The 24,433-nt window shown below is 68.5% G+C and carries 24 protein-coding genes and 1 tRNA gene; 15 read left to right on the forward strand and 10 right to left on the reverse strand.

What is annotated here, in order from left to right; translation table 11 throughout:
- The first annotated feature begins 73 nt into the window (after positions 1-73).
- Positions 74-349, forward strand: coding sequence for a DUF3136 domain-containing protein (locus CJZ80_RS02025; protein ID WP_094510373.1), 276 nt, complete (start codon positions 74-76; stop codon positions 347-349).
- A gap of 246 nt (positions 350-595) precedes the next feature.
- Here CJZ80_RS02025 and tpiA read toward each other — a convergent pair whose 3' ends face one another.
- A complete protein-coding gene (tpiA, locus tag CJZ80_RS02030; RefSeq protein WP_094510374.1) occupies positions 596-1,336 on the reverse strand; it encodes a triose-phosphate isomerase in 741 nt (246 codons plus the stop codon).
- 29 nt (positions 1,337-1,365) lie between these two features.
- A complete protein-coding gene (locus CJZ80_RS02035) occupies positions 1,366-1,551 on the reverse strand; it encodes an RNA-binding S4 domain-containing protein (protein WP_094510375.1) in 186 nt (61 codons plus the stop codon).
- Positions 1,552-1,589: 38 nt separating this feature from the next.
- Here CJZ80_RS02035 and CJZ80_RS02040 point away from each other — a divergent pair, with 38 nt between their 5' ends.
- The 3 genes from CJZ80_RS02040 to CJZ80_RS02050 all read left to right on the forward strand — a co-directional run bounded on the left by CJZ80_RS02040 (position 1,590) and on the right by CJZ80_RS02050 (position 4,015).
- Complete coding sequence (locus tag CJZ80_RS02040) at positions 1,590-3,329, forward strand: ABC transporter ATP-binding protein (protein WP_094510376.1); 1,740 nt, start codon at positions 1,590-1,592, stop codon at positions 3,327-3,329.
- 129 nt (positions 3,330-3,458) lie between these two features.
- Positions 3,459-3,758, forward strand: coding sequence for a hypothetical protein (locus tag CJZ80_RS02045; RefSeq protein WP_094510377.1), 300 nt, complete (start codon positions 3,459-3,461; stop codon positions 3,756-3,758).
- Positions 3,759-3,784: 26 nt separating this feature from the next.
- Positions 3,785-4,015: a DUF6447 family protein gene (locus CJZ80_RS02050; RefSeq protein ID WP_094510378.1), complete on the forward strand. Its 231-nt coding sequence runs from the start codon at positions 3,785-3,787 to the stop codon at positions 4,013-4,015.
- Positions 4,016-4,119: 104 nt separating this feature from the next.
- On the opposite strand, the gene CJZ80_RS02055 is transcribed toward CJZ80_RS02050, so the two are convergent.
- Positions 4,120-4,812, reverse strand: coding sequence for a DUF3386 domain-containing protein (locus tag CJZ80_RS02055; RefSeq protein ID WP_094510379.1), 693 nt, complete (start codon positions 4,810-4,812; stop codon positions 4,120-4,122).
- 32 nt (positions 4,813-4,844) lie between these two features.
- Positions 4,845-8,150, reverse strand: coding sequence for a carbamoyl-phosphate synthase large subunit (carB, locus tag CJZ80_RS02060; protein ID WP_094510380.1), 3,306 nt, complete (start codon positions 8,148-8,150; stop codon positions 4,845-4,847).
- Positions 8,151-8,262: 112 nt separating this feature from the next.
- On the opposite strand from carB, the gene CJZ80_RS02065 reads away from it, so the two are divergent.
- The 6 genes from CJZ80_RS02065 (at position 8,263) to CJZ80_RS02090 (ending at position 12,770) form a co-directional block, all read left to right on the forward strand.
- Positions 8,263-8,898, forward strand: coding sequence for a DUF3318 domain-containing protein (locus CJZ80_RS02065; protein ID WP_094510381.1), 636 nt, complete (start codon positions 8,263-8,265; stop codon positions 8,896-8,898).
- Positions 8,891-9,259: a ribosome silencing factor gene (gene rsfS, locus CJZ80_RS02070; RefSeq protein ID WP_094510382.1), complete on the forward strand. Its 369-nt coding sequence runs from the start codon at positions 8,891-8,893 to the stop codon at positions 9,257-9,259. Before CJZ80_RS02065 ends, rsfS begins: the two co-directional genes overlap by 8 nt.
- Positions 9,260-9,275: 16 nt before the next feature.
- Positions 9,276-9,779: a CGLD27 family protein gene (locus CJZ80_RS02075; RefSeq protein ID WP_094510383.1), complete on the forward strand. Its 504-nt coding sequence runs from the start codon at positions 9,276-9,278 to the stop codon at positions 9,777-9,779.
- 41 nt (positions 9,780-9,820) lie between these two features.
- On the forward strand, positions 9,821-10,804 hold the full coding sequence (locus CJZ80_RS02080) for an asparaginase (RefSeq protein ID WP_094510384.1): 984 nt from the start codon (positions 9,821-9,823) through the stop codon (positions 10,802-10,804).
- A 65-nt stretch (positions 10,805-10,869) separates the two neighbouring features.
- Positions 10,870-10,946: transfer RNA gene (locus CJZ80_RS02085), tRNA-Met, on the forward strand.
- A 141-nt stretch (positions 10,947-11,087) separates the two neighbouring features.
- A complete protein-coding gene (locus tag CJZ80_RS02090; protein WP_094510385.1) occupies positions 11,088-12,770 on the forward strand; it encodes a GMC oxidoreductase in 1,683 nt (560 codons plus the stop codon).
- Positions 12,771-13,599: 829 nt separating this feature from the next.
- On the opposite strand, the gene CJZ80_RS02095 is transcribed toward CJZ80_RS02090, so the two are convergent.
- Both CJZ80_RS02095 and CJZ80_RS02100 read right to left on the reverse strand, forming a co-directional pair.
- Positions 13,600-13,890 (reverse strand): DUF2811 domain-containing protein, encoded by a 291-nt coding sequence (locus CJZ80_RS02095; RefSeq protein ID WP_094510386.1) that lies wholly within the window; start codon positions 13,888-13,890, stop codon positions 13,600-13,602.
- Between the two features lie 358 nt (positions 13,891-14,248).
- Positions 14,249-15,535, reverse strand: a complete 1,287-nt coding sequence (locus CJZ80_RS02100; protein WP_094510387.1) for a CbiX/SirB N-terminal domain-containing protein — start codon at positions 15,533-15,535, stop codon at positions 14,249-14,251.
- Positions 15,536-15,617: 82 nt separating this feature from the next.
- On the opposite strand from CJZ80_RS02100, the gene CJZ80_RS02105 reads away from it, so the two are divergent.
- Positions 15,618-15,959, forward strand: a complete 342-nt coding sequence (locus CJZ80_RS02105; RefSeq protein WP_094510388.1) for a SemiSWEET family sugar transporter — start codon at positions 15,618-15,620, stop codon at positions 15,957-15,959.
- Here CJZ80_RS02105 and CJZ80_RS02110 read toward each other — a convergent pair.
- Positions 15,874-17,982, reverse strand: a complete 2,109-nt coding sequence (locus tag CJZ80_RS02110; RefSeq protein ID WP_233132725.1) for an HDIG domain-containing metalloprotein — start codon at positions 17,980-17,982, stop codon at positions 15,874-15,876. The two genes, CJZ80_RS02105 and CJZ80_RS02110, sit on opposite strands and share 86 nt — an antisense overlap.
- 62 nt (positions 17,983-18,044) lie before the next feature.
- Here CJZ80_RS02110 and folD point away from each other — a divergent pair, with 62 nt between their 5' ends.
- From folD to CJZ80_RS02130, 4 genes are read left to right on the forward strand one after another with little or no spacing between them, the layout of a single operon-like run.
- Entirely contained in the window at positions 18,045-18,986 is a 942-nt protein-coding gene (gene folD, locus CJZ80_RS02115) for a bifunctional methylenetetrahydrofolate dehydrogenase/methenyltetrahydrofolate cyclohydrolase FolD (RefSeq protein ID WP_094510471.1), read from the forward strand.
- Between the two features lie 52 nt (positions 18,987-19,038).
- Positions 19,039-19,941, forward strand: coding sequence for a geranylgeranyl diphosphate synthase CrtE (gene crtE / locus CJZ80_RS02120; protein WP_198948200.1), 903 nt, complete (start codon positions 19,039-19,041; stop codon positions 19,939-19,941).
- The gene (locus tag CJZ80_RS02125) at positions 19,938-20,456 is read left to right on the forward strand and encodes a divergent PAP2 family protein (RefSeq protein ID WP_094510389.1); all 519 of its coding nucleotides are present in this window, start codon (positions 19,938-19,940) and stop codon (positions 20,454-20,456) included. The genes crtE and CJZ80_RS02125 overlap by 4 nt, the downstream gene beginning before the upstream one ends.
- Complete coding sequence (locus CJZ80_RS02130; protein ID WP_094510390.1) at positions 20,453-21,934, forward strand: AAA family ATPase; 1,482 nt, start codon at positions 20,453-20,455, stop codon at positions 21,932-21,934. The genes CJZ80_RS02125 and CJZ80_RS02130 overlap by 4 nt, the downstream gene beginning before the upstream one ends.
- A 10-nt stretch (positions 21,935-21,944) precedes the next feature.
- Here CJZ80_RS02130 and CJZ80_RS02135 read toward each other — a convergent pair whose 3' ends face one another.
- The 3 genes from CJZ80_RS02135 to CJZ80_RS02145 are packed head-to-tail and all read right to left on the reverse strand — an operon-like array spanning position 21,945 to position 24,426.
- On the reverse strand, positions 21,945-22,637 hold the full coding sequence (locus CJZ80_RS02135) for a GAP family protein (protein WP_094510391.1): 693 nt from the start codon (positions 22,635-22,637) through the stop codon (positions 21,945-21,947).
- A gap of 53 nt (positions 22,638-22,690) precedes the next feature.
- Complete coding sequence (locus tag CJZ80_RS02140) at positions 22,691-22,939, reverse strand: acylphosphatase (RefSeq protein ID WP_233132726.1); 249 nt, start codon at positions 22,937-22,939, stop codon at positions 22,691-22,693.
- Positions 22,940-22,941: 2 nt separating this feature from the next.
- Entirely contained in the window at positions 22,942-24,426 is a 1,485-nt protein-coding gene (locus CJZ80_RS02145) for a cobyrinate a,c-diamide synthase (protein WP_094510392.1), read from the reverse strand.
- Positions 24,427-24,433 lie beyond the last annotated feature (7 nt).

The following is a 24,433-nucleotide window of genomic DNA, read 5'->3' on the forward strand; positions in this document are numbered from 1 at the left end:
CGCTACGGATGGCAGGCGGTAAGTCTTTTTTCTCATCCACGCCAGTTGGCGTGAATCCCCAGGAGTTCACCACATGACCGAAGCGCGCGCGGCCAATCTCACCGTTGGCGAACTCGAAGCGAATTATCATCTCTATTGCAAGGCCCTCCGCATCCTGGTAAGAGAGGGAAAATCCCTCGTCAAGATCCAACGAACCGTCTGCTGGGATCGCCTCGAAACCATCTTTCACTGCTACCCCTCCCGCTATAAGTCGCCCGATTACCTCTACGTGCTGCTGAAACGTGAATACGGCGACCTGCCAAACAACGGCTCGTTGGGCACCAGCGGCTCCCCCGCTCCCAGCACCTGATTCTTATGTCCAGCTGATCAGCGCCAGATTGCGCGTTGCCGCTCCCGGAATTCAAGCCTGCACGATGGCGAGCGGATTCCCATAACCAGCCGTGGCTTGCTGAGCCATGGCTTGAACATCCGAGGCCTGGGCCGCGATGGCTTGCACTTCTATGGCTGTTCCGCCGGCAACTGTCGCCGCAACTCGATCTGGCCGAGTGCGGCGCATCCATCCGGATCGGCCCGCTCCGATGCTCCAGGCCAGGGCTCAGATGGTGACCGGCACGCGGTACTGGGCGATGCGGGCAAAGCTGATCGGGTCGAGCGAAGCGCCCCCCACCAGCACACCGTCAATGTCGCTCTGAGCCATCAGTTGGTCGATGTTGTCGGCTTTCACCGAGCCGCCGTACTGAATCACCACATCCGGATAACCCACCCAGCTGCGGATCAGGCCACAAATACGGTTGGCCTCAGCGGCGTCGCAGGTCTTGCCGGTGCCGATTGCCCAGATCGGCTCATAGGCCACGACCATTCGGCTGGGATCAAGATCCTCCAGGCTCTGCTCCACCTGGCGGCGGATCACCCGCTCGGTCTCGCGAGCGCTGCGCTGGCTGTCGGTTTCACCCACACACACGATCGGAATCAGGTCGGCCGCCTGGGCGCTGAGGGCGCGGCGATTGATCTGCTCATCGCTCTCGGAGTGGTACTTGCGGGGCTCGCTGTGGCCCACGATCGCGTACGAAACCCCGTGCTCCTTGAGCATGTCTGCCGAGATGGAGCCTGTGTAGGCGCCGCCGTTGTCCCAATGGACGTTCTGGCTGGAGAGCTTGATGTCGCTCCCTGCCAGGGCTTCGCTCAGCGCGGCGATGGCGGTGAAGGGCGGCGCCAGCACCACCACCCGATCCTCAGGAAGATCGGCCATCAATGGCACGAAGCTTCCGGCGTAGGCCCGCGCCTCTGCGCAGGTCATGTGCATTTTCCAGTTGCCTGCAATCACCGCCTTGCGCACCGCCTTCTCTCGCTGAGGTGCCCAACAACCTAGGCCGAGGGGGGTACCTCCAACGCAATGCCCTGCCACTCCACCCGGTCGCCCGCCACCAGCTGGCGGCCGCGGCGCAGCTCGATAGCGCCGTTCACGCGCACCTCACCGTTCTGCACCCGCAGCTTGGCCTCGCCACCTGTGGCCATCACGCCCTGCCATTTGAGGAACTGGTCAAGCCGCACCCAGGGAGGCGCCGAAAGGGCGCTGATAAGGTTCGCCGATGCTCGCACCCCCACCGGCCGGTTTTCGCGGGCTGCTGCCGCTGCTCGGGCCCCATCGCCGCAATCTGATCGCCGGCGGGGTCTGCATGGTGATCTTCGTGGCCTGCTGGCCCCTGCTCGCCTGGCTGGCCGGTCAGCTGATCCCCTCTATCGGCGCCGGTGATTTCCCGGCGGTGCTGCGGGCGATCGGCCTGGCCCTGCTGGTGTTTCTGGTGCAGAAGCTGGCCCAGTTCGGCCAGGACACCCTGCTGGCCTCTCCGGCCCTGCAGGTAGGCCAGGCGCTGCGCAGCCAGCTGTTCGCGCGCCTGCAGCGCCTGGAATTCGCCTCCCTGGAGAAGCTCTCCGCCGGCGATCTCACCTACCGCCTCACCGAAGACGCCGACCGGGTGGCGGAGGTGATCTACAAGACGATTCAGGACACCACCCCCAGCCTGCTGCAGCTGATCGTGGTGTTCGGCTACATGGTCTTCCTCGATTGGAAGTTGTCGCTCGCCACCCTGTTGCTGGCGCCGCTGGTGGCCGTGCTCGTGAGCGCCTTCGGAGCCAAGGTGATGGGGGCGGCCGAACGCAGCCAGAAGCAGGTGAGCGAACTGGCCGGCCTGCTGGGAGAAGCGATCGGAGGCCTGCCGCTGGTGCGCGCCTTCGCCGCCGAGACCTGGTTGCAGCAGCGCTTCGAGCAGGAGATCGACCTGCACCGCCGCGCCCGCTACCGCACCATGCGACTGCTGGCGCTCCAGCATCCGGTGGTGGGCTTCATCGAAGCGGCCGGGATCCTTTCGGTGCTGCTGATCGGCGCTTCGCGGATTCAGGCGGGCGGCCTCACCAGCCAGGGTTTCAGCAGCTATGTGGCAGCCCTGCTGATGCTGATCGATCCGATCTCCCACCTCACGACCAACTACAACGAACTCCAGCAGGGCCAGGCCTCGCTCAAGCGGCTGCGGGCGATCGAGCAGGAGCCGATTGAACCTCCCGACGATGCAAGCGCCCTGCCCCTGGGCCCCGTGCGTGGGGAGGTGCGTCTGGAGGGCGTCTGGTTCGGCTACGACCCCGAGCGCCCTGTGCTCCAGGGCCTTGAGCTTTGTGCTGAGCCCGGGCAGCTGGTGGCGCTGGTGGGACCGTCCGGCGCGGGCAAGAGCACGCTCTTTTCATTACTGCTGCGCTTCAACACCGCCCAGCGGGGCAGGGTGCTGCTGGACGGCCAGGATCTGGCCCGGCTGCGCTCCGGCGACCTGCGCCGTGCCGTGGCCCTGGTGCCCCAGCAGAGCAGCGTGTTCTCCGGCACGGTGGCCGAGGCGATCCGCTTCGGACGTGTCGCCTCCGATGCACAGGTGCATCAGGCTGCCGCACTGGCCAACGCGGCCGGTTTCATCGAAGCTCTGCCGGGCGGCTACGACGCCCGTATCGAGGAGCGGGGCAGCAATTTCTCCGGTGGTCAGCTGCAGCGCCTGGCCATCGCCCGGGCGGTGCTTGGCGATCCGGCGGTGTTGCTTCTCGATGAAGCCACCAGTGCCCTGGATGCGGAGGCAGAGGAGGCGGTGCAGCAGGGCCTGCGCCAGGCGATGGCCGGCCGCACCGTGCTGGTGATCGCCCACCGCCTGGCAACAGTGCAGGAGGCCGATCAGATCCTGGTGCTCGAGTCCGGCAGCATCGTCGAGTCGGGCAGCCATGATCAGTTGATGGCCCGGGGCGGGCGTTACCGCGAGCTGTGCCAGCGTCAGCTGATCCGCGTGGCGGACTGAGCAGGTCCCGGATCGCCGGGCTCAAGCCCGGCCTGCCGCTTGGCTGGCCTCCCTTCCCGCTTTCTGCTGGTCTGGCTCCCACCCGGCTCTTCTCCCCACGCCGCTCGCTCCCCCTTCGCACCGCCGGCCATGACCGATCTGCCTCTGTGGGAATACCGGGTCATCCACATCAACCTGGAGAGTGGCACCCCTCCCGAACCCCCCAGCGCGGAAGCCGCCAGTGAGCGGCTGCGAGGTGCCTTGAGCCCCGAATTCATCGCCAGCGAGTTTCCGGAGTTCTACGGCGCCCCGCCGCCGCCGCGCCATCCGGCTGGGCAGCTGCAGTTCTTCCTCAATTTGCTGGGCGCGGAAGGGTGGGAGATGGTGGAAGCCTCGCAGGTGGGGCCCCTGCTGATGTTCTTCTTCAAACGGCGGCGCCAGCCGGCCTAAAATGAGCGATCCACTTTGTGCTGGCTTTGACAGACGCCGCTTCCAACCCACCCGTGCTCACCTTCGAGGGCAAGCGCTACGACCTGAACACGCTGCCCGACGACCTCAAGGAACTGGTGCGCGGCATGCAGGTGGCCGACAACCAGCTCCGCCTGCACGAAGACACCCTGAAGGTGCTGGCGGTGGGGCGCCAGTCGATGGCCCATCAGCTCAACGAGCGCCTCAAAACCGTCCCGCCCCTGCCGGAGCCCTTTTGAGCGCAGTGGGCTCCAGTACCTGGAGTCCCTAACCCCGAGCGTCGCCCCCCGGCCCGTGGCTGCAGACGGGCCGGGGTTTGCGGCTGCGATCAGAACGGCTGGTATCAGACCGGCTGCAGGTCTTCAAAGCGGAAGCGTTGCTCGCCCGCCTCACCCTCTGCTGCTGAGGCGCCGCTCCCTGCGTCGCTGGCGATCACGCGCTCGCTCAGCACCCAGGGGCCGATGCCGGCCAGGGGCACGAAGGTGTCGGTGAAGTGGCTGGTGCCACCACGGGCGACGCCGGTGGCAGGGTCGCTGTAGGCGCTGCTGTAGCGGCGGCTCAGGTAGCCGGCGCCCGTGTCGGTGGTTTCCAGCGTGAAGATCGTCACCACCGTGCCGTGGATGTGGCGGTGCACCATCGTCACCACGTTGTCCTTGATGCGGTAGCGGTCGCCGCTGCCCTTGCCGCCCACGATCACCTCCAGGCCCACCGCATCGGTGTCGCCGGCGGTGAAGGTGTTGGCGCTGTGGGTTTGCTCGAAGGTGCGGCGCACCCGGTGGATGCACACCTCCCAGAGCTGGGAGGCCACGGCCTTGTTGATTTCGGCGTCGTCGATCCCCTCCACGCTGGCCTTGAGGTCAGCGCCCACCACGAAGCGGCCTTCCACCCGACGGTCGCCCTGCTCCCACACGCAGCGGCCCTGGTAACCGGCGAAGCCGGGTTCCCAGGTGTAGCGGTTCTCGTAGGCGGCGCGGAACAGGTCGGTGATGTCGGTGCCGGGAGCCACGACGGAGCTGGGGGGAGCGGTGGTGGTCAATGGTTTCGGGCAGGGGCCCTTCACCGTAGCGATCAGCGGCCGGCCGGGGTGTGGATGTCCTGCAGGGCGGCCACGGTGAGCTCCTGGCTCTGCAGGGTGGTGATCGCCTCCACCGCCGCGCGCGCTCCCGCCAGGGTGGTGACCGTGGGCACCGCGTAGTCGAGGGCGGCGCGGCGCAGGTACTTGTCGTCGTGGGCGGCCTGCCGGCCGATCGGGGTGTTGATGATCAGCTGGATGCGGTCCGAGCGGATGGCGTCCTCCACGTTCGGGCGGCCTTCATGCACCTTGAGGATGGCCTCCACCTCCAGGCCGTGGGCGCGCAGCAGCGAGGCTGTGCCGGTGGTGGCGATCAGCCGGAAGCCCAGCGCGGCCAGGTTGCGGGCCACCGGCACCAGCGCCGCCTTGTCGCGGTCGTGGGTGGAGAGGAACACCATGCCTGCGGTGGGCAATGCTTCGCCGGCGGCCAGTTCCGCCTTGGCGTAGGCCATGCCGAAATCGGCGCCGCTGCCCATGACCTCTCCCGTGGAGCGCATCTCCGGTCCCAGCAGGGTGTCCGCACCGGGGAAGCGCTTGAAGGGCAGCACCGCCTCCTTGACGTTCTGCAGCGGCGGCTGAGGTTCGGCGGTGAGGCCCAGCTCCGCCAGCGTGCGCCCCGCCATCAGGCGGCTGGCGATCTTGGCCAGGGGCACGCCGGTGGCCTTGGCCACGAACGGCACCGTGCGGGAGGCACGCGGGTTGGCTTCGATGATGAACACCTGCTCCCGCTGCACGGCGAACTGCAGGTTGATCAGGCCGCACACATCAAGAGCCAGGGCCAGCGCTTCGGTCCACTGGCGGATCGTGGCCAGCGCGGCGGGCGAGAGCGACACTGCCGGCAGGCAGCAGGCCGAATCACCGGAGTGGATGCCGGCCGGCTCGATGTGCTCCATCAGCCCGCCGATCACCACCCGGCCCTCGCGATCGGCCAGGGCATCAACATCCACCTCGATCGCGTCTTCCAGGTACTGGTCGATCAGCACTGGATGGTCGGGCTCCACCTGCACCGCCTCCACCATGTAGCGGTTGAGTTCTTCTTCGTCGAACACCACCTCCATCGCCCGGCCGCCGAGCACGTAGCTGGGCCGCACCACCACGGGATAGCCCACCCGGGCGGCGACGGCACGGGCCTCCGTCTCGCTGCGGGCCAGGCCGTTGCGCGGCTGGCGGATGTCGAGCCGCCGCAGGATCGCCTCGAACTGCTCGCGGTCTTCGGCGCTGTCGATCGATTCCGGTGACGTGCCCCAGAGGCGGGTGCCGATGGCCATGCCCTCCGGCGTGGACAGCCAGCGCAGCAGTGGCAGCGCCAGCTTCAGGGGCGTCTGGCCGCCGAACTGCACGATCACCCCGGCGGGCTTCTCGGCCTCGATCACGTTCAGCACGTCTTCGAGCGTGAGCGGCTCGAAGTAGAGGCGGTCGGAGGTGTCGTAGTCGGTGGAGACCGTTTCCGGGTTGCTGTTGACCATCACCGTGGCCAGGCCTTCCTCCTGCAGGGCGAAGGAGGCGTGGCAGCAGCAGTAGTCGAACTCGATGCCCTGCCCGATGCGGTTCGGCCCACCGCCCAGGATCATCACCTTGCGGCGACTTTCGGGTTGCACCTCGTCCTGCGGCGGCAGTGGCGCCAGGCTGCCGTCCGCGTTCAACTGCTCCAGCGGCCGCTCGTAGGTGGCGTAGTGGTACGGCGTGGTGGAGGCGAATTCCGCCGCGCAGGTGTCCACGGTCTTGAACACGGCATTGATCCCCAGGGCCTGGCGATGGCGGCGCACGCTGAGTTCGTCGCTGCCGGTGGCCCAGGCGATCTGGCGATCGGAGAAGCCCAGCTGTTTGAGCGCCAGCAATGTGTCGCTGGTCAGGTCGTTGAGCGCACGCCCCTGCAGCAGGGCCTGCTCGGCGTTGAAGATGCCGCGCAGCTTGGCCAGGAACCAGGGGTCGATCGCACTGAGCGCGTGGATGTCGGTGTCGCTGCGGCCGGCCACCATGGCGGCACGCACCGCAAAGATCCGCTCAGGCGCGGGGGTACGCAGCTGGCGTTCCAGGTCGCTGGGCTCCACCTCGGCATCGGGTCGGTCGCCGCCCCAGCCGGCGTGGCCGGTTTCCAGCGAGCGCAGGGCCTTCTGGAACGATTCCTCGAAGCAGCGGCCGATCGCCATGGCTTCGCCCACCGATTTCATCGAGGTGGTGAGCACCGCCGGGCTGCCGCGGAACTTCTCGAAGGCGAAGCGGGGAATCTTGGTGACCACGTAGTCGATCGTGGGCTCGAAGCAGGCCGGCGTCGCTCCGGTGATGTCGTTGAGGATTTCGTCGAGGGTGTAGCCCACCGCCAGCCGGGCGGCGATCTTGGCGATCGGAAAGCCGGTGGCCTTGGAGGCGAGGGCCGAGCTGCGGCTCACGCGCGGGTTCATCTCAATCACCACCACCTCGCCATTGGCGGGGTTGATCGCGAACTGGATGTTGCTGCCGCCGGTTTCCACGCCGATCTCGCGGATGATCGCGATCGACTGGTCGCGCAGGCGCTGGTACTCGCGGTCGGTGAGGGTTTGGGCAGGGGCCACGGTGATCGAGTCGCCCGTGTGCACCCCCATCGGATCGAGGTTCTCGATGCTGCAGATGATCACCACGTTGTCGGCCAGGTCGCGCATGACCTCCAGCTCGAACTCCTTCCAGCCGATCAGCGACTGCTCGATCAGGATCTGGGAGACGGGACTGGCCTCCAGACCGCTCTTGCAGAAGGCCCGGAACTCCTCGGGGTTGTAGGCGATGCCGCCGCCGGAGCCGCCGAGGGTGAAGGCGGGCCGGATGATGCGCGGATACCCGCCCACCTCCTCTCCCACCCGTTCGGCCTCGGCGAGCGAACTGGCGATGCCGGATGGACACACCGCCACGCCGATCCGTTCCATCGCCTGTTTGAACAGGAGGCGGTCTTCCGCTTTCTTGATCGAGGCCAGGTTGGCGCCGATCAGCTCGACGCCGTAGCGCTCGAGCGTGCCGTCTTCCGCCAGGGCCACCGCCAGGTTGAGAGCGGTCTGACCGCCCATGGTGGGCAGCAGGGCATCCGGGCGCTCGATGGCGATCACCCGCGCCACCACTTCAGGGGTGAGCGGCTCGATATAGGTGCGATCCGCCATTTCCGGATCGGTCATGATCGAGGCCGGATTCGAATTGATCAGCACCACCTCGAAACCCTCGGCCCGTAGGGCCTTGCAGGCCTGGGTGCCTGAGTAATCGAATTCGCAGGCCTGGCCGATCACGATCGGTCCGGAGCCCAGCAGCAGGATGCGGCGCAGATCCGTGCGGCGGGGCATGGGCGGTGTTCGAAGCCAAACGGCCTCAGCCTCTCACGCCCACTGCCCGCTGGCTGGCCTCCGGGGCGTGTGTCCTCGCTAACGTGGCGGTTTCCTATCCATTGCCGGTTCGATGAGCGAACTCCAGCGCCTCAAGGGGCTGCTTCCTCCGGAGATGCAGAGCTGGGTGTTCGTGGAAGCCGCCGCCTCCGCCGACCCGCCCCTGGTCACGATCGAGGAGATCGGCCGTGATGAGGTGGAGATCCAGGTGGATCTCGAAGCCTGGGATCAGCTGGCCCTCGACCACCGCAACCTGCTCTTCTGGCATGAGGTGGGCCGCATCCAGAACGATGCGGTGCCCCGCGACGGCTGGGAGATGGCGGCCTTGGCCATCGGCCTTGGCGGCGCCATCGGCGAGCTATGGGTGCAGGACGGCCTGCTGCTGATGATGGCGCTGGGGTTGTCGGGCTTCGCCGGCTACCGGCTCTACCTCAAGAACAACTCAGAGAAACGTTTGCAGGATGCGATCGCCGCCGATGAGCGGGCCATTGCCCTGGCCACCCGCTTCGGCTACACCCTGCCCAATGCCTACAAGAGTTTGGGTGGCGCCTTGAAGGAACTGGTCGAGCAGACCCGCAAGAAGAAGAAACGCGCCTTCTACGAAGACCGCCTGGAGGCCCTGCGCAAGAGTGCGGCCACCGCTCGTGCCGAGATGGCCCAGCAACAAGGCAGCCGCCAGTCCGTCACCAGCGAGAACGTCTATGGATAGTGATCGCCTCACCAGGCTTGCCGCCGAGGCCTGCGACGACCGCAAGGCCGTGGACATCCGTCTGATCCGGGTCGATGAGGTGTCCTCCCTGGCCGATTGGTTCGTGATCTGCTCGGGCCTCTCCGATGTGCAGGTGCGGGCCATCGCCCGTTCGGTCGAAGACCGCCTGCTCACTGATGCGGGCCGGCTGCCCCTGCGCAAGGAGGGCCAGAACGAAGGGCGCTGGGTGCTGCTCGATTACGGCGAGCTGATCGTGCATGTGCTCACCCCCAGCGAACGGCGCTACTACGACCTGGAAGCCTTCTGGGGACACGGCGAGCAGGTGCCTTTCCTAGGCTCCGAGGAGTCTGTTTCCCTCTGACCGTCCGGCGTCTTCCATGGCTCAGGTCTCCCCCCTCTCGACCTGTCCGGTGCCCGTCGAACAGCAGCCCCTGGAGGAATACCGCCAGCTGCTCGCCTCCTGGTTCTTCGCCTGGCCGGTGCAGAGCTCACGGCAGTTGCTCAAGCCCCTGGCGATCAGCTGGCTGCTTGCACTGCCGCTGTGTCTGCTGATCGCCTACGGCAGCTGGCCCCTGCGCCACGCGCCGTTGCGGTTGGTGCTGGCGGCGGCGGTGGCGGCAGTGCTGCCCTCGCTGCTGCTGCTGATCCGCCAGTGGCTGGGCTGGAGCTATGTGAGCCGGCGCCTCACCTCCGAGCGGGTGGAATACGAGGAATCCGGCTGGTACGACGGCCAGGTGTGGGAGAAGCCCCTCTCCTGGCGCCAGCAGGACCTGCTGGTGGCCCGCCATGAAGTGCGTCCGGTGCTGGAGCGTCTCCGCCAGGGCCTGCTCCTGGCCGCTGCACTGCTGCTGGGTGGAGCCGGGCTCTGCCAGGCTCTTTGAATCCTGGCCCCGGTCGTTTCCGGGGCGCCGAACCCTCTGCGATGTCCCTGTCCTCCAGTTTCGGCTCCTCCCAGCGTCCCGGCGTGCCCCCCCTGGAGGTGCGGCTGCTGCGCGCCGGTATCACCGAGTCGGTGCACCGCGTTCACGCCGTCGTCTGCGACAAGCGCGGGCGGGTGTTGATGCGCGCCGGTGATCCCCAGCAGCTCAGCTTCATGCGCTCGGCGCTGAAGCCCTTCCAGGCCCAGGCCTATGTGAGCAGCGGTGCCGCCGACCTGGCCGGTGCCGACAGCCGCAGCCTGGCGATCGCCTGTGCATCCCATGCCGGCACGCCGGCCCATGCCCGCGAAGCGTTCAAGATCCTCTGGAGCGCCGATCTGGAAGCCGAACGGCTGCAGTGCCCGCCGCCGCAGCCCGACGCCAGCCCGCTGCAGCACAACTGTTCGGGCAAGCACGCCGCGTTTCTTGCCACCTGCCGCCGCATGAACTGGGCACTGGACACCTACCTCCAGCCCGACCACCCGCTGCAGCAGCAGGTGTTCAAGGGGGTGGGGGAACTGCTGGGCCTGCCCGGAGCGGAGCTGCTCACGGCGCGCGACGACTGCGGCGCTCCCACCGTGCAGATCCAGCTGGCCCAGATGGCGCTGCTGTTCGCCCACCTGGGCGGTTCGGAGCAGCCCGATCTGGAGCGGCTGAGTCGGGCGATGCTGGCCCACCCGGAACTGGTGGCTGGCGAGGGACGCTTCGACACCGAGCTGATGCGGCGGGGTCATGGCCTGGTGCTGAGCAAGGGGGGCGCCGAAGGGATCCAGTGCCTGGCCCGCATGGGCGAGGGGCTGGGAGTGGCGATCAAGGTGGAGGACGGCGCCAGCCGTGCCAAGCACGCGGTGACGCTGCACCTGCTGCGGCAGCTCGACTGGCTCACGGCGCTCACCCTCGAAGAGCTCGAGGATCAGTTCCTCGCGCCAGGCCTTGGCCTGCGGCTGGAGGTGAGCGGCGAGCTGCGCTTTGACGCCATGGCGCGCTGAAGCCGGCGCCCAGGGCCCCGCCCATTGCCGGAAGGCACCCCCGGCTTGTAGTGTGTCTGAGGCGACGCGGGGTAGAGCAGTCTGGTAGCTCGTCGGGCTCATAACCCGAAGGTCAGGAGTTCAAATCTCCTCCCCGCCACCACTTTTCATCCCCCGGTTGCGGATCTGCAGCCGGTTTTTTTATGGGCAGCTGTCTGGGCAGAGGCCGGGCCCTGCGTCGCTGGTTCGACGCCCGGCTGTCGCCGCCTAAGGTCGCCACGCCACGCCCGTTGCTGGCCAGCCGATGCCTCTCGCTGATCCCGGACCCCTGTTTGATGCGGTGGTGGTGGGGTCCGGCGCCACCGGCGGAGTTGCCGCCATGGTGCTGGCGAGCGCTGGCCTGCGGGTGCTGGTGCTGGACGCCGGCCCCGCGCTCAGCGCCCGCCAGGCTTTCGGCAGCGAGCCCCTGAACAGCCTCAGGCGGGTGGCCAACATCAGCAGCGGCCGGCAGTGGCGGCAGGTGCAGCATCCGGGCTACTGGAAGGCCAACCCGGAGCTGTATGTGGATGAGCGAGAGAACCCTTACAGCACGCCTCCCGACCGCCCCTTCCTCTGGAGCCGGGGGCGTCAGGTGGGCGGCAAGAGTCTCACCTGGGGCGGCATCACCCTGCGCCTCTCCGACCACGAGTTCAAGGCGGGCGAGCGGGATGGCCACGGTCCGTCCTGGCCGCTTTCCCACGCCGACCTGGCCCCTTACTACGCCCGACTCGAGCGCTTCCACGGCGTGCACGGCCACTGCGATGGCCTGCCCCAGCTGCCGGATGGGGAGTTTCAGCCGCCGCTGCCGTTCACGCCAGCGGAGCGCCACCTTCAGCAGGCGATCGCCCGGGAGCTGAATCTGCCGCTGATCCACTCCCGTGGCTTCGCGTTGCACCGCCCCGGCAGCGGCCCCTGGCCCCGCTCCTGCTCCCAGGGAGGGGCGCTGGCCCAGGCTCTGGCCACGGGCCGGGTGACGCTGCGTCCGGGGGCGGTGGTGAGCCATGTGGAGTTTGATCGCACCCGCCGCCGCGCCGAAGCGGTGGTGTACGTGGAGCGGGCCAGCGGTGCGCGGCAGCGGGTGCAGGCCCAGCTGGTGGTGCTCTGCGCCTCCACGCTGGAATCGGTGCGGATCCTGCTCCACTCCACAGAGGCGCATCAGCCCAATGGGCTGGCGGACCCCTCCGGCAGCCTCGGGTGCCACCTGATGGATCACATCTCCAGCTGCCGGTTCTTCGCGTTGCCCGATCAGCCGGCCCCGACCGGCCCCAGCGAACTGTCGGGGGCGGGCAGTGCCTTCATCCCCAACACCGTGAACCTGGGCGCCGATGACCAGCCTCTGCCCTTCCGCCGCGGCTACGGCATCTGGGCCGGCGTGCAGCGCTTCGATCCGCCGGCTCCGTTCAAGCGGCGCCAGCGGGAGGCGGTGGGCTTCCTGATCGGCCAGGGGGAAGTGCTGCCCCAGGCCCACAACCGGCTCACCCTTTCAGCCACTGCCACCGATGCCTGGGGCCTGCCGGCCCCCCACATCGACGTGCATTGGGGCGAGAACGAAACGCAGATGGTGGCCCACATGCAGGCGCGTATGACGGCAGTGGTGGCTGCCGCCGGTGGGTGCATGCGGCCGCTGGAGGATCTGTTCCTGATTCCGCTGGCCGAGCCGCTGCTGCGCCTTGGGGTGGCGTTGTCAACGGAGGCGGCGCCGCCGGGCTACTTCATCCATGAACTGGGCGGAGCCCGCATGGCGGCCGGCCCTGACCACGGGGTGGTGGACCCCTTAAACCGCTGCTGGCAGGCCCCCAATCTGCTGGTCACCGATGGGGCCTGCTGGCCCAGTGCCGGCTGGCAGAGCCCCACCCTCACGGAGATGGCAATCACCTGGCGGGCCTGCGCCCATGCCGCCCACAGGTTGCGCATTGGCGCGATCGATGAGGCTGTGAGCGCGTCCTGACCGGACCACGCGGGCGGTGTCAACGACCACAAAAGCGATCTGGACCCTCCTGCACAATTTGCAGGCGACCTTTAACCGGGTCGGGCAAGGGAGATTCCAAAGCGGGGGCCTTAGGGTTTCCGCTTTTTTATTGCTGGCGCCACAGGCGACGGGCCTGTGATTTGGTGGTGTTCCGCTGCGCAGGACCTCTCCTTCACCCGGTTGTTTGCTGTTCGGTGGCCGACAAACCCTTACCGAGTGAAGCCGCGACGCGTAAAGCTGCAACCTGCCAATCAGCAGCTTGAGCAGCCACTGCGAGTCAGCAACGTGTGACGCAGCAACCTTCGAGTCAGCAGGATTCGAGACAGCAACGCGCGAGACAGCGGCTTGGGAACGACAACGGCTGGAACAGCAAGGTGAGATCCAGTGAAACCATCAAGGTGGGATCCAGTGATCAGCGGCCTGTGAATCGGCAGCCAGCCATCGTGCAGGACTTGATGGTGCGTTGCTTGGCGCCCACGTGCTTGCAGCTTGCGTGCTCGCTGGCGTTGTTCAGAGCAATGGGCCTGGAGGACACGTGCTCACGGAACCACCGAGTGGCTGAATCGCGCGTGCAATAAACGACGCGTGGATCAGAAGGCGCGTGGATCAACAGCCGAAGCGGCTGCGAGGAGGACCTTGGGTGGATCAGGAGCGCGAGCTTTACAGGCCGTTCTTCAGCATGGGCGGCCTGTCTCCATTCACGCGTGCCTGTCTCCGGCTTCACTGGCGCCCATCGGCCATGGCTGCTGGTCTCGGGCGATGACGGCTGATCTCGCGTCAGGCCCGCTGGACTCCGGGCAAGCTGCTGTCAGACGAGGCGGCCTTCGGGCGGCTGGTTGCGCATGAACAGACCGTTGAGGTAATGCTGGGTGACGCAGCCGTCGGTGCAGCCGTTCTGGAACAGGAAGCTGGCCAGGGCTGAACTGACCAGCTGGTACTGGTCCCAGTGGGGATGGCTGCGGATGAAGTCGCGCATGCCGTCGAACAGCAGCTCAGGGATCTCCGCCTCAAGACTCACGCGGCTTTCTGCAGCCACCCCGGCTTCGCCTGGATAGGCCTCACTCCGTCCTGAGCCACTGGCGGCCTCGCTGCTGCGCATGCCGTTGCGTCCTTGGCCTGTGGTCCTGTTCAGCGCGTCGCTCAATGCCGTGGCTCCCTGGTCCTGCCCAGATAGCCACAGCGACGGCAGGCCCGTCAAAGCGGGGGGCCTGGGTGAAACCCATGCCGGCTCGCCTTGAGAAAGTCAGCTGCGGTGCCTCTTCGTCGCTGGCCATCGGCAATCGGTCTGGCGGGTGATGCCACTGAGAACGTTTGTCAAGAAGGCTGCCTGGAAACCCGCGTAATCCCCAGATTCAAGGGCTTGAAAGGCCATTCTCCGATCTCGCCTGTGGAAAAACCCCTCCCGTTCTGGGGAAAACCATGGGTGCCTGGGGAAATCGGTGACACATCAGTAGGGCTTATGCCCCGTGGATCTCTTGAGTCCCGGGGGTCGGCGAGACGGCTGGGTCTCCCTTGGCTGGGGGTGCTGTCGTCAGGCTGCGAGGCCCGAGCGGGTGGTCAGCGTGGGGGTAACGGGTGTGGCTGTGGTCGTGGGGCTGACCCTGGTGATGCGCGTGGTCGTGGACGGGGCCATGCTCCGTCTGCTCCGGGCCGTGCACGTGGCTGTGGGCCGGCCCGGGGGCCTCTGCGGGTCCTTCTCCTTGGCTGTGGCTGTAGCTATGGCTGTGGCCCTGCCCGCTGCCCAGGGGAATCGGCACCCCATCGGGCTGGCAGGCGCCGGTGCATTCGCGTTCGCACAATGTGCAGGATTCGATCAACCCCTCGACATGGTGGTGGTGACTCCGCTGCGGATCACCCACCTCCGCTTCGAAGCCCAGCACCTGCGCCCGGTACTTACAGAGCGAACAGTTCATCTGGGTGTCCCCGCGCACCACTTCTTCCACACGTTCATGGAAGGTGTCGATCACCAGTGGATGGTCACCGAGATAAGGAGCCTGCACGAAGTCCACGGCGGGATGATCTGCCGCCACACGCTCACTGTGCAGCCGGATGCGGCTCACCAGTACGCCGGAAAAAAGAAAGTAGGGGAACACCACGATGCGGCGAAAGCCCAGCTTCACCACATGGCGCAGCCCCGGTTCCACCAGCGGAAACGTGACACCGGAGTAGAGCGTTTCGCCCCAGCCGAACCCGAACCCCTCCACCAGCATGCGGGTCACCTTGCTGACGTTGGAGTTGGCATCGGGATCGGAAGAGCCGCGTCCCACCACCACCAAGAGGGTGTCGTGCAGCGGCACCGCTGGCTCACCGGCGGCAGCAGCGGCGGCATCCGCCTCCTGCAGCGCGCCACGGATGCGGGCACCCGCCGCCTCGATCATCTTGCGGTCGACACCCAGCTCGCGGCCGTAATCAATGCGCAGACCGGATTCGGCCGCATAGGTGTTCAGAACCGAGGGAATGTCGTTCTTGGCGTGGCCGGCGGCGAACAGCATTCCCGGCACGGCCAGCACATGCTCCACGCCCTGCTGGCGCAGCTGATCGAGGCCGTCGCGCAGGATTGGCCGGGCGAATTCCAGGTAGCCGTAGGCCACCGGCAGATGGGGCAGGCGTTGTTGCAGCCCGATCGCAAGCTGGGCGAATTCCTCGACGGCCAGACGGTTGCGGCTGCCATGGCCGCACACCATCACGCCGAGCTTGCCGTTGGCAGAGGCTCCCGCCAGAAGTTGCGCTGGAAGAGGAGCCATCACAAGACCTGTCTCGGGGGACCCTATCGCTCCTCCCACCCTGCGGCGCCTCCGCCATGCTGAGGTCAACGCGCCCGGCCCGATGACTGCCACCTCCACCACCTTGCTGGGGTATGGCGCGGCGGCGCTCACCACCTTGAGCTTTTTCCCCCAGGCGATCAAAACCCTGCGCAGTGGCGACACCAGTGGCATCTCCCTGCGCATGTACACGCTGTTCACCGCAGGCATCTGCTGCTGGCTGCTCTATGGCCTGATCACCCGCGACGGGCCCCTGATCGCCGCCAACGCCATCACCCTGCTGCCGGCCTCGGTGGTGCTTGAGCGCAAGCTGCAGGGGCTCAGGCGCTGTAGGCCTTCCGGGCGGGGATCGGGTAAGGGATCCGCCGATGACGCATCCGCTTCCACACCCGCACGAACGCCCTGATCACCAGTTCCAGTTCGCCCCGACTCAGGCCGCTGTCCTTGAGCTGGCCATCGCTGAGGCGCGCTTCGATGATCCGGCGCACCATGGCGCAGGCCTCCTGCTCCGAGGTGCCGGGCGGCAGCGAGCGCAGCGCGGCCTCGCAACCATCGGCCAGCATCAGGATTCCCGTTTCGCGGCTCTGGGGCGTGGGCCCGCGGTAGCGGAAGCGCTGCTCGGGCACATCGGGATCCTGCTCCCGGGCTTGATGGAAGAAGTAGCCCATTCTCAGAGTCCCCTGGTGCTCGGGGATGAAATCGGCCAGCGGCCGCGGCAGGCGGTATTTGCGGGCCAGCTTGAGCCCCTCGTCCACGTGAGCCTGCAGGATCGCGGCGCTGGCGAAGGGGTCGTTGAGGGTTTCGTGAGGGTTGGCACCCTCCGATTGGTTTTCGATGAACCATTGCGGCGCGTGCAACTTGCCGACGTCGTGATACAGGGCGCCGGTGCGGATCATGTCGACGTCCGCCTGGATCGCCCGGGCGCCCTCCTCGGCCAGCCCGCAGATCATCAAGGTGTGCTCGAAGGTGCCCGGCGCTTCCATCGACAGCCGCCGCAACAGGGGGCGCTCCAGGTCGGCCAGCTCCAGCAGCCGCGCGCGCGTGAGCAGCCCGAAGAAACTCTCGACGAGCGGTCCCAGCAGCAGGCCGCCCATCAGCAGGCCACCCATCAGCAGCGCCTCTCCCACCAGCTCTGCGCCGCTGGGCGTCACCCGTGCGCTGTTGGGCAACCGATACGACACCTGCAGCACCAGCCATTGCAGGGCCAGGGCCCCAACCGGCAGCACAAGCGCCAGCTGCACCAGCTGGGCGCGGCTGCGCTGCCGGCCTGCCAGCACCGCCGCCACCACTGCCACCAGGGCGGCCACCAGCAGGCGCTGCTCGTTGAAGCCATCGAGGGGTTGGGGCCACAGCAGGCTGGCCACCGCCAGCCAGGCCAGGCCAGCGCCAGTGCCCAGAGCCTGGGCCAGCAGCAGGGTGGGGGGCACCAGCAGCGCCAGCGGGCTGGCGGTGTTGCCGAGCCACAATTTGCAGCCCTGCACCACCAGCAGGGTCCCCAGGGCCAGCAGCGCATGGCGGGGCTCCAGGCTCGCGCGCCAGCGCCGCAGCAGCAGCACCATCACCGCACTGCCGGCGAAGGCTTCGAAGGCATGGCCCAGCCAGGCCCGTAGCAGGGGCCTCCGGTTCACCATGCCGAAGTAATCGAGCACGTCGTAGGCCTGCGGGCTGATCGGTTCCCCCTGGCGGGTGATCAGTTCTCCTTTTTCCACGGTGATGCGCGGAATGCCCTGCTGGGTGAGCAGTTCCTCGATCAAGCCCTGGGTGAGGCCGGCATCGGTGCGCAGGTTGGTGCGGCCCTGCAGGTTCACCGCCAGCAGCCGGCTGCCCAGGCCCAGGCCCGGCTCCGCCAGCGGCGCCAGCTGCAGGGCGGCGGCCGCCTGTAGCTGGCTCTTGGCGATGCTGCTCACGATGCCCTGGCTGAGCATGCGCCGCTGGGCCAGCCGCAGCGCCTGCTGCCATTGCGCCAGTTGCTGCGGCGTGAGGCTGATCAGCCACGCCTGCTCCACCGGGTTCAGATTGAGCGGCCCCACCCGGTTCTGGGGGGAGGCCGCCACCAACTCCAGCTCCCGCAGTTGCCGCTCCAGGCGCTGCTGCAGCTCCCGATCGGCCTGGGGATCCACCACCTGCACGTGGGTGCGGCTGCCCAGCTGAAAACGCCGCTGCTCCAGGGCGTCGCTGTCCACGACTGTGGCGGCTTCCGGTGCCCGGGTGCTCTGCGGGGCCGGGATTCCCGGCCTCAGGCTCGGTTCCACCAGCCAGGGCCAGCTCGACACCCCCGCCACCAGCACGCACACCAGAGCCACGGCCAGCCAGTCGCGTCGGCGCCATGGACAGAGCGCCTGGCATGGCGATTCCTGCCGGAGCCATCGCTGCCAGAGCCTCTGGATGCGCCGACGCAGCAGCACACTCTCCACCTCCGAAGTGGTCAAGCTAGCGAGGACGTCAATCGTGGTCTGGCGGCATGCTGGGCCTTGAACCGTTTGTGGTGGGCATGGCGAAGCTCCTCGATGGGCGGCAACTGGCGAAGGACGTGGAGCAGCGCCTGCAGCAGGTGGTGACGGCGGGCCTGGAGCGGGCCGGTAGGCCGCCGGGGCTGGCCGTGCTGCGTGTCGGTGATGATCCGGCCAGCGGCGTCTATGTGGCCAACAAGGAGAAGGCCTCGGCCCGGGTGGGCATCGCCAGCCACGGCGCCCACCTGCCTGCCGACAGCAGCGCCGCCACGGTGCTCGCCGAAATTCAACGTCTTAATTCCGATCCCGCTGTCGACGGCATCCTGCTGCAGTTGCCCCTGCCGCCGGGGCTGGCGGAGGGGCCGCTCCTCAATGCGATCGACCCGGCCAAGGATGCCGACGGCCTGCACCCTTGCAACCTGGGTCGCCTGCTCAAGGGGGAACCCGGTCCGCGCAGCTGTACCCCCGCCGGCGTGATGGCCCTGCTGGCGCGCGCCCAGGTGCCGTTGGAGGGGGCCCGCGCCGTGGTGGTGGGGCGCAGCATCCTGGTGGGCCAGCCGATGGCGCTGATGCTGCAGGCCGCCAATGCCACGGTCACCGTGGCTCACTCGCGGAGCCGCGATCTGGCGGCGCTGTGCCGCGAGGCGGATGTGCTGGTGGTGGCGGCCGGTCGGCCGCGGCTGATCGGTGCCGAGCACGTGAAACCCGGAGCGGTGGTGGTGGATGTGGGCATCCACCGGCTGCCGCCGTCAGCGGCTGAGGGGCCCGGCGGCCGTGGCGGGCTCTGCGGCGATGTGCGCTTTGAGGAGGTGGAGCCGCTGGCGGCGGCGATCACGCCGGTGCCCGGTGGTGTGGGGCCCATGACCGTGACGATGCTCCTGGTCAACACGGTGGCCAGCTGGCGGGCGACCTTCGCCCCAGCGCTCGCTGTGGATGGGGCTGGAGCTCCGGCGGAAGATCCGCTCGCCGATCTGTTGCCATAGGCGCTCAGCGGCGCCGTGGCCTGAGAGAATCCGCCGCAGTGCGCTGGTACCCATGGCCGTGGCGGTGAGCACGGATTTCGATTTCGCGGCCTACCTGGAGGCGTCCCGCCAGCGCGTGGAGCAGGCCCTCGATGCTGCCCTCGGCCCGGAGCGGCCCGAGTCATTGCGGGAGGCGATGCGCTACTCGCTGCTGGCGGGGGGCAAACGGCTGCGGCCGATCCTCTGCCTAGCGAGCTGCGAACTGGCGGGAGGCACCAGTGCCCTGGCGCTTCCCACCGCGGTGGCACTGGAGATGATCCACACCATGTCGCTGATCCATGACGACCTGCCCGCCATGGACAACGACGACCTGCGCCGCGGACGCCCCACCAACCACAAGGTGTTCGGAGAAGCCAATGCCATCCTTGCCGGCGACGCCCTGCTGACCCGTGCCTTCGAGATGGTGGCGCTGCGCAGCCCCGGCGTGGCCCCCGAACGGCTGCTGCGGGTGCTGGGTGAGCTGTCGCTGGCGGCCGGCGCCCCCGGGCTGGTGGGCGGCCAGGTGGTGGATCTGGAGTCCGAGGGCCGCCAGGTGGATCTCGACACGCTCGAATACATCCACCTGCACAAAACCGGCGCCCTGCTGCAGGCCAGTGTGCTAACCGGCGCCCTGATCGCCGGCGCCGAGGACGATCTGCTGGACGCCCTGCGGACCTATTCCCGCGGCATCGGTCTGGCCTTCCAGATCATCGACGACATCCTGGACCTCACCGCCAGCAGTGCCGTGCTGGGCAAGACGGCCGGCAAGGATCTGGCCGCCGACAAGACCACCTACCCGAAGCTGCTGGGGCTGGAGGAGTCGCGTCGCCGTGCCGATGTCCTGGTGCGGGAGTCCAAGGAGGCACTTCAGCCCTGGTTGGCCCAGGCCGGCCCGCTGGTGGCCCTGGCCGACTACATCACCAGCCGCGATCGATGATCGCTGTCCCCTCCGGAACCCCTCCCCTGTTTCAACTGCTTGGCAATGGTGTGCTGGCCTGGGCGCTGATCGCCTGCGGTCTGGCGCAATGCTCGAAGTTGCTCATCGAGCTGGTGGAGCACCGCCGCTGGCGCCCGGCGGTGCTGTTCGAAACCGGCGGCATGCCGTCCAGTCACGCCGCCCTGGTCACAGGCGCGGCGGCGGGCATCGGCTGGCAGCAGGGCTTCGATGATCCGTTGTTCGCCTTTGCCGCCACCGTGGCGTTCGTGGTGATGTACGACGCCAGCGGCGTGCGCCGGGCCGCCGGGCTCCAGGCTGGTGCGATCAATGCCCTGCCGCCTGCCACTTGGCAGGACGCCGCACCAGCCAAGCCGCTGAAGGAAAACCTGGGCCACACGCGCCTGGAGGTGCTGGCCGGCAGCCTGATGGGCCCCGCCATCGCCCTCACCGGTCTGGCCCTGGCGGGTTCGCCGCTGCAGATCGCCCAGAGCTGGGGCTGGTTGCCGCTGGCTTGAGCCTTCCTTCCGCTGATGCCCAAGCCTTCACGCCAGGTCAGCGCCAGGCGGTCAAGGCCTTCGTGGCCTGGCTGGACGCTCCTGCCGATGGTCGGCCTTTCGTGCTGAGCGGCTACGCCGGAACCGGCAAGACGTACCTCTCGATGGCCTTTCTGGCGGAGGTGGAGCGTCGGGATCTCTGCTGGACCGTGGTGGCTCCCACCCACAAAGCGGTGGGCGTGCTGCGCCAGTACCTCGAGCTCAGCGGCCTGCGGCCCACCTGGTTTCCCTCCACCCTGCACCGGCTGCTGCGCCTGAAGCTGCGCCGTGACGGCGGCCGCGAGATCTGTGAGGAAACCGAGCAGACGGCGGTGGCCTTGGAGCCGCTGGCCCTGGTGCTGATCGATGAGGCCTCGATGGTGGACAGCACCCTGCTGCAGATCGCCCTGCGCTGCGCCCATCCCTACGGCACCCGGCTGGTGTTCGTGGGCGATCCCGCCCAGCTGCCGCCCGTGGGGGAACCGCTCAGCCCCGTGTTCGATCTGCAGCGGGCCGAGCTGGCCCGGCTCGAGCAGGTGGTGCGCCACCAGGGTCCGGTGCTGCGCCTGGCCACCGGCCTGCGGGAGCAGCGGCTGCCCTGCCGGTTGCCGCCTCAGCTGCCGGCCATCCGGCAGCCGGAGGGCATGGTGGCCCTGCTGGAGCGCTCCGCCTGGCTGGCGGCGGCTCAGCAGGCCCTGCGCCGCGCCGCCGAGGGGGACAACCCCGATCAGGCCCGCATCCTCTGTTACACGAACCGCAGCCTTGAGCAGCTGGTGCCCCTCGCCCGGCGCGCCATCCACGGCGAGATGGCCGACCAGCTGCCGGTGTTGCCGGGTGAAGTGCTGATCACGCGCATGGCGGTGATGGCGCCCGCCTGCCGGGAGGGGGCGGAGGGGGGCGAGGAACCGGACATGGTGTTGGCGTCGAACCGGGAGCTGGTGGTGCGCGACGTGAAGCCCGAGCGTTGCGATCTGGCGGAGTTCGGCCTGGCAGGCCGGGAGGTGCTGGAGCTGTTCGACGGGCTGACCGCGCCGGTGATCGACACCCAGCTGGTGACCGTGCAGCAGCCCGACGGGGAGCTGTCGCTGCGGTTGCTGCCGGCGGCGGGCTCCCCGGCCCGGCGGCAGCTGGAAGGGGTGCTGGCGCAGCTGCGGCAGCAGGCCAGGGCGCTGGGCAAGAAGGAAGCCCGCGGTCTCTGGCGTCGCTACTTCCTGGTGCGGGATGCCTTCGCCTCCCTGGCGCCGGCGGCCGTGCTCACGGTGCACCGCAGCCAGGGCAGCAGCTTTGGTGAGGTGTTCATCGCCGACGATGTGTTCTGGCCCTCCGATCTGCAGCTGCGCCGGCAGCTGGTGTACGTGGCGGTGAGCCGGGCCCGCACGGCGGTATGGATGGTGGCGGGAGCGGGCTCCAGCGCCGATCGCGACTGCTGGAGCCGCTGGCTGGCAGACCCCGAGGCCTGAGCCCGGCGGCTCAGACCATGCGCAGGCCTTCGATGCCCTGCCAGGCCAGGTAGGCCGCCAGCGCCAGGCTGAGGCCGCCCACCACCAGATCCCCCCGGGCGAACAGCAGCTTCTTGGCGCTCTCGAGCCGCGGCAGCATGCGCTCGCGGGCCAGGGCCACCGCCAGGAACGGCACCAGCAGCAGCAGGCTGGACGCCAGGGTGAAGACTGCGGCCATCAGCAGCTCCTGCCCGCGGCCCAGTTGAGCCGCCAGCAGCGCCGATGCCCCCTTGGCCATCAGGAACAGGTCGTCCGGGCTGACCACCTCCAGCGCCGCCCCGGCGCCGATCAGCAGCGGCAGGGGCAGGCGGCAGAAACGGTCGAGCTGGCGCGTCCAGCCTGGAGCTTCCTCCAGACCAGCACCGCGGCTGGTCGGCAGCAGCTCCCGCACCCCCAGGGTGAGCAGGGCTCCGGCCCCCATCAGATCAAGCGCCGTGCGGTGGCTGCTGCCCTGCTCCATGGTGAGCAGCAGGCCGTGGCCCAGGGTGAGCAGCACGGTCACCATCACGGCGATCGTGACGACCCAGCTCAGCACGAACAGGCCACCCCGCCGCAGGGGGTGCTCACCGAGAAGCAACAGCAGCAGCAGGCCCACATGGATCGGGCTGAGGCTGATGCCGCTGCCGTAGGCGATCAGTTCGGTCCAGAGCGAGGGGTCGTGCATCGGGGCGCCAGGGCGCGTTGGCGGTCCCGGCCAGGATGACGCACACGCCGCGCTCAGCGGCGGATCTCGAACCAGTCGTCGCCAGCGATCGGCATCAGGCTGGGGATCACCTCACTCACCAGTGCCCCGGGCGGCCCCGACTCACACCAGAGCCGCAGATCCAGCAGCTGCTGGTTCGGGCCTTCCGCCTGCACCTCCACCGAACCATCGCTGCGGTTGCGCACCCAGCCCGCCACGCCGAGCGCGGCAGCGGCGCGGCAGCAGGCCTGGCGGTAGCCCACACCCTGCACATGGCCGCGCACGATCAGCTGCCAGCGCTCCCGGGAGGCCAGGGAGCCGGCGCTGCGGCGGCTGCCGCCGCCACGGCGAACGGAGCTGTCCGCCGGGCTGCGTCGTGGAGGCGCCGGCAGATCGCCGAACACCCAGCCCAGTGGAGGTGAAGCCAGCTGGCGTGAAGCGTGCGCGTCGTCCATCCTTCACTCCGCGGTGGGCAACCCCATCCCTCAAGCTGCCACAGCGGCTTGATTCCGTCCATCACACCGTTGCCGCCCGACACAGAGGCTGCCGTGGGAGTGGGGTGCAGCTCCCAGCGGTGGAATTCGTGGCCGCAGACGGATTCTCCGCAGCGTGCCACCAGCCCGTCGTGGCTGGGGGTGGCCTGTCGGTAGCCGAGCTGGAGAGCCCCGCGTCGGGCCGTGAACGGCAGCAGGCCAGCCATCGGGTAGGGCTGGCCCTCTGGATCCTCCAACGCCTGCCCCAGCAGCAGCAGGCCACCGCATTCGGCGTAGATCGGCAGGCCGGCGGCTGCGGCACGCCGCAGGTCAGCCAGGCTGCGCCGGGCGGCAGCCAGTTCCGGCGCGTGCAGCTCCGGGTAGCCGCCCGGCAGGATTACCCCCTGACAATCCGGCGGCAGCGGCGCATCGGCCAGGGGCTGCCAAAGCCGCGGCTCCACCCCCACCGCTTCGAGCAGTTCGGTGGCTTCCGGGTAGCGGAAGTGGAAGGCGGCATCGGCGGCAATGGCCACACGCACGGGCTCGGGTGCTGGGGTTTCGTGTTCGAGCCCGAGCGCCCATTGGATCGGATCGCCGCCGGAGGCGGTCTCTGGTGAACTGGCGGGGGGTGCCAGCAGGGGCAGCAGCTGCGCGAGATCAAGGTGCTGCTCGGCCAGCGCTGCCCATTCTCCGCAGGTGCGCGTGAGGTCGTGGAGCTCATGGGCGGGCAGCAGCCCCAGGTGCCGTGACGGCAGGCTCAGGCTGGGGTGGCGCGGCAGCAGGCCCAGCACCGGCATGCCGATGGCGGCGAGCGCTTCGCTCAGCAGCGCCTGGTGCCGGGCGGTGCTTACGCCGTTGAGCACCACCCCGGCCATGGTGAGGTCGCGGCGATGGTGCCGGAAACCGTTGACCAGCGCCGCGACCGATCCGGCCTGGCGGCTGGCTTCCACCACCAGCACCACCGGCAGCTGCAGCGCGACGGCCAGCTCGGCGGAGCTGCCCTCGTCGCCGGGCCCGCGGCCGTCGAACAGGCCCATGACCCCCTCCACCAGGCAGTGGTCGGCCTGACGGCCCCACCAGTGGAAACTGCGCTCCACCCATTCGGGGCCGCAGAGCAGGCGGTCGAGGTTGCGGCACGGCCGGCCGCTCACCCGGGCCAGCAACTGGGGATCGAGGTAGTCGGGCCCCACCTTGAAGGTCTGGACGCTGCGGCCGCGCTGGCGCAGCAGGGCCGTGAGCGCCAGGCTGAGCAGCGTTTTGCCGCTGCCGCTGCAGGGGGCCGCAATCAGGCAGGCCATCAGTGCC

The sequence above is a fragment of the Synechococcus sp. MW101C3 genome, from assembly GCF_002252635.1.
Lineage (GTDB): Bacteria > Cyanobacteriota > Cyanobacteriia > PCC-6307 > Cyanobiaceae > MW101C3.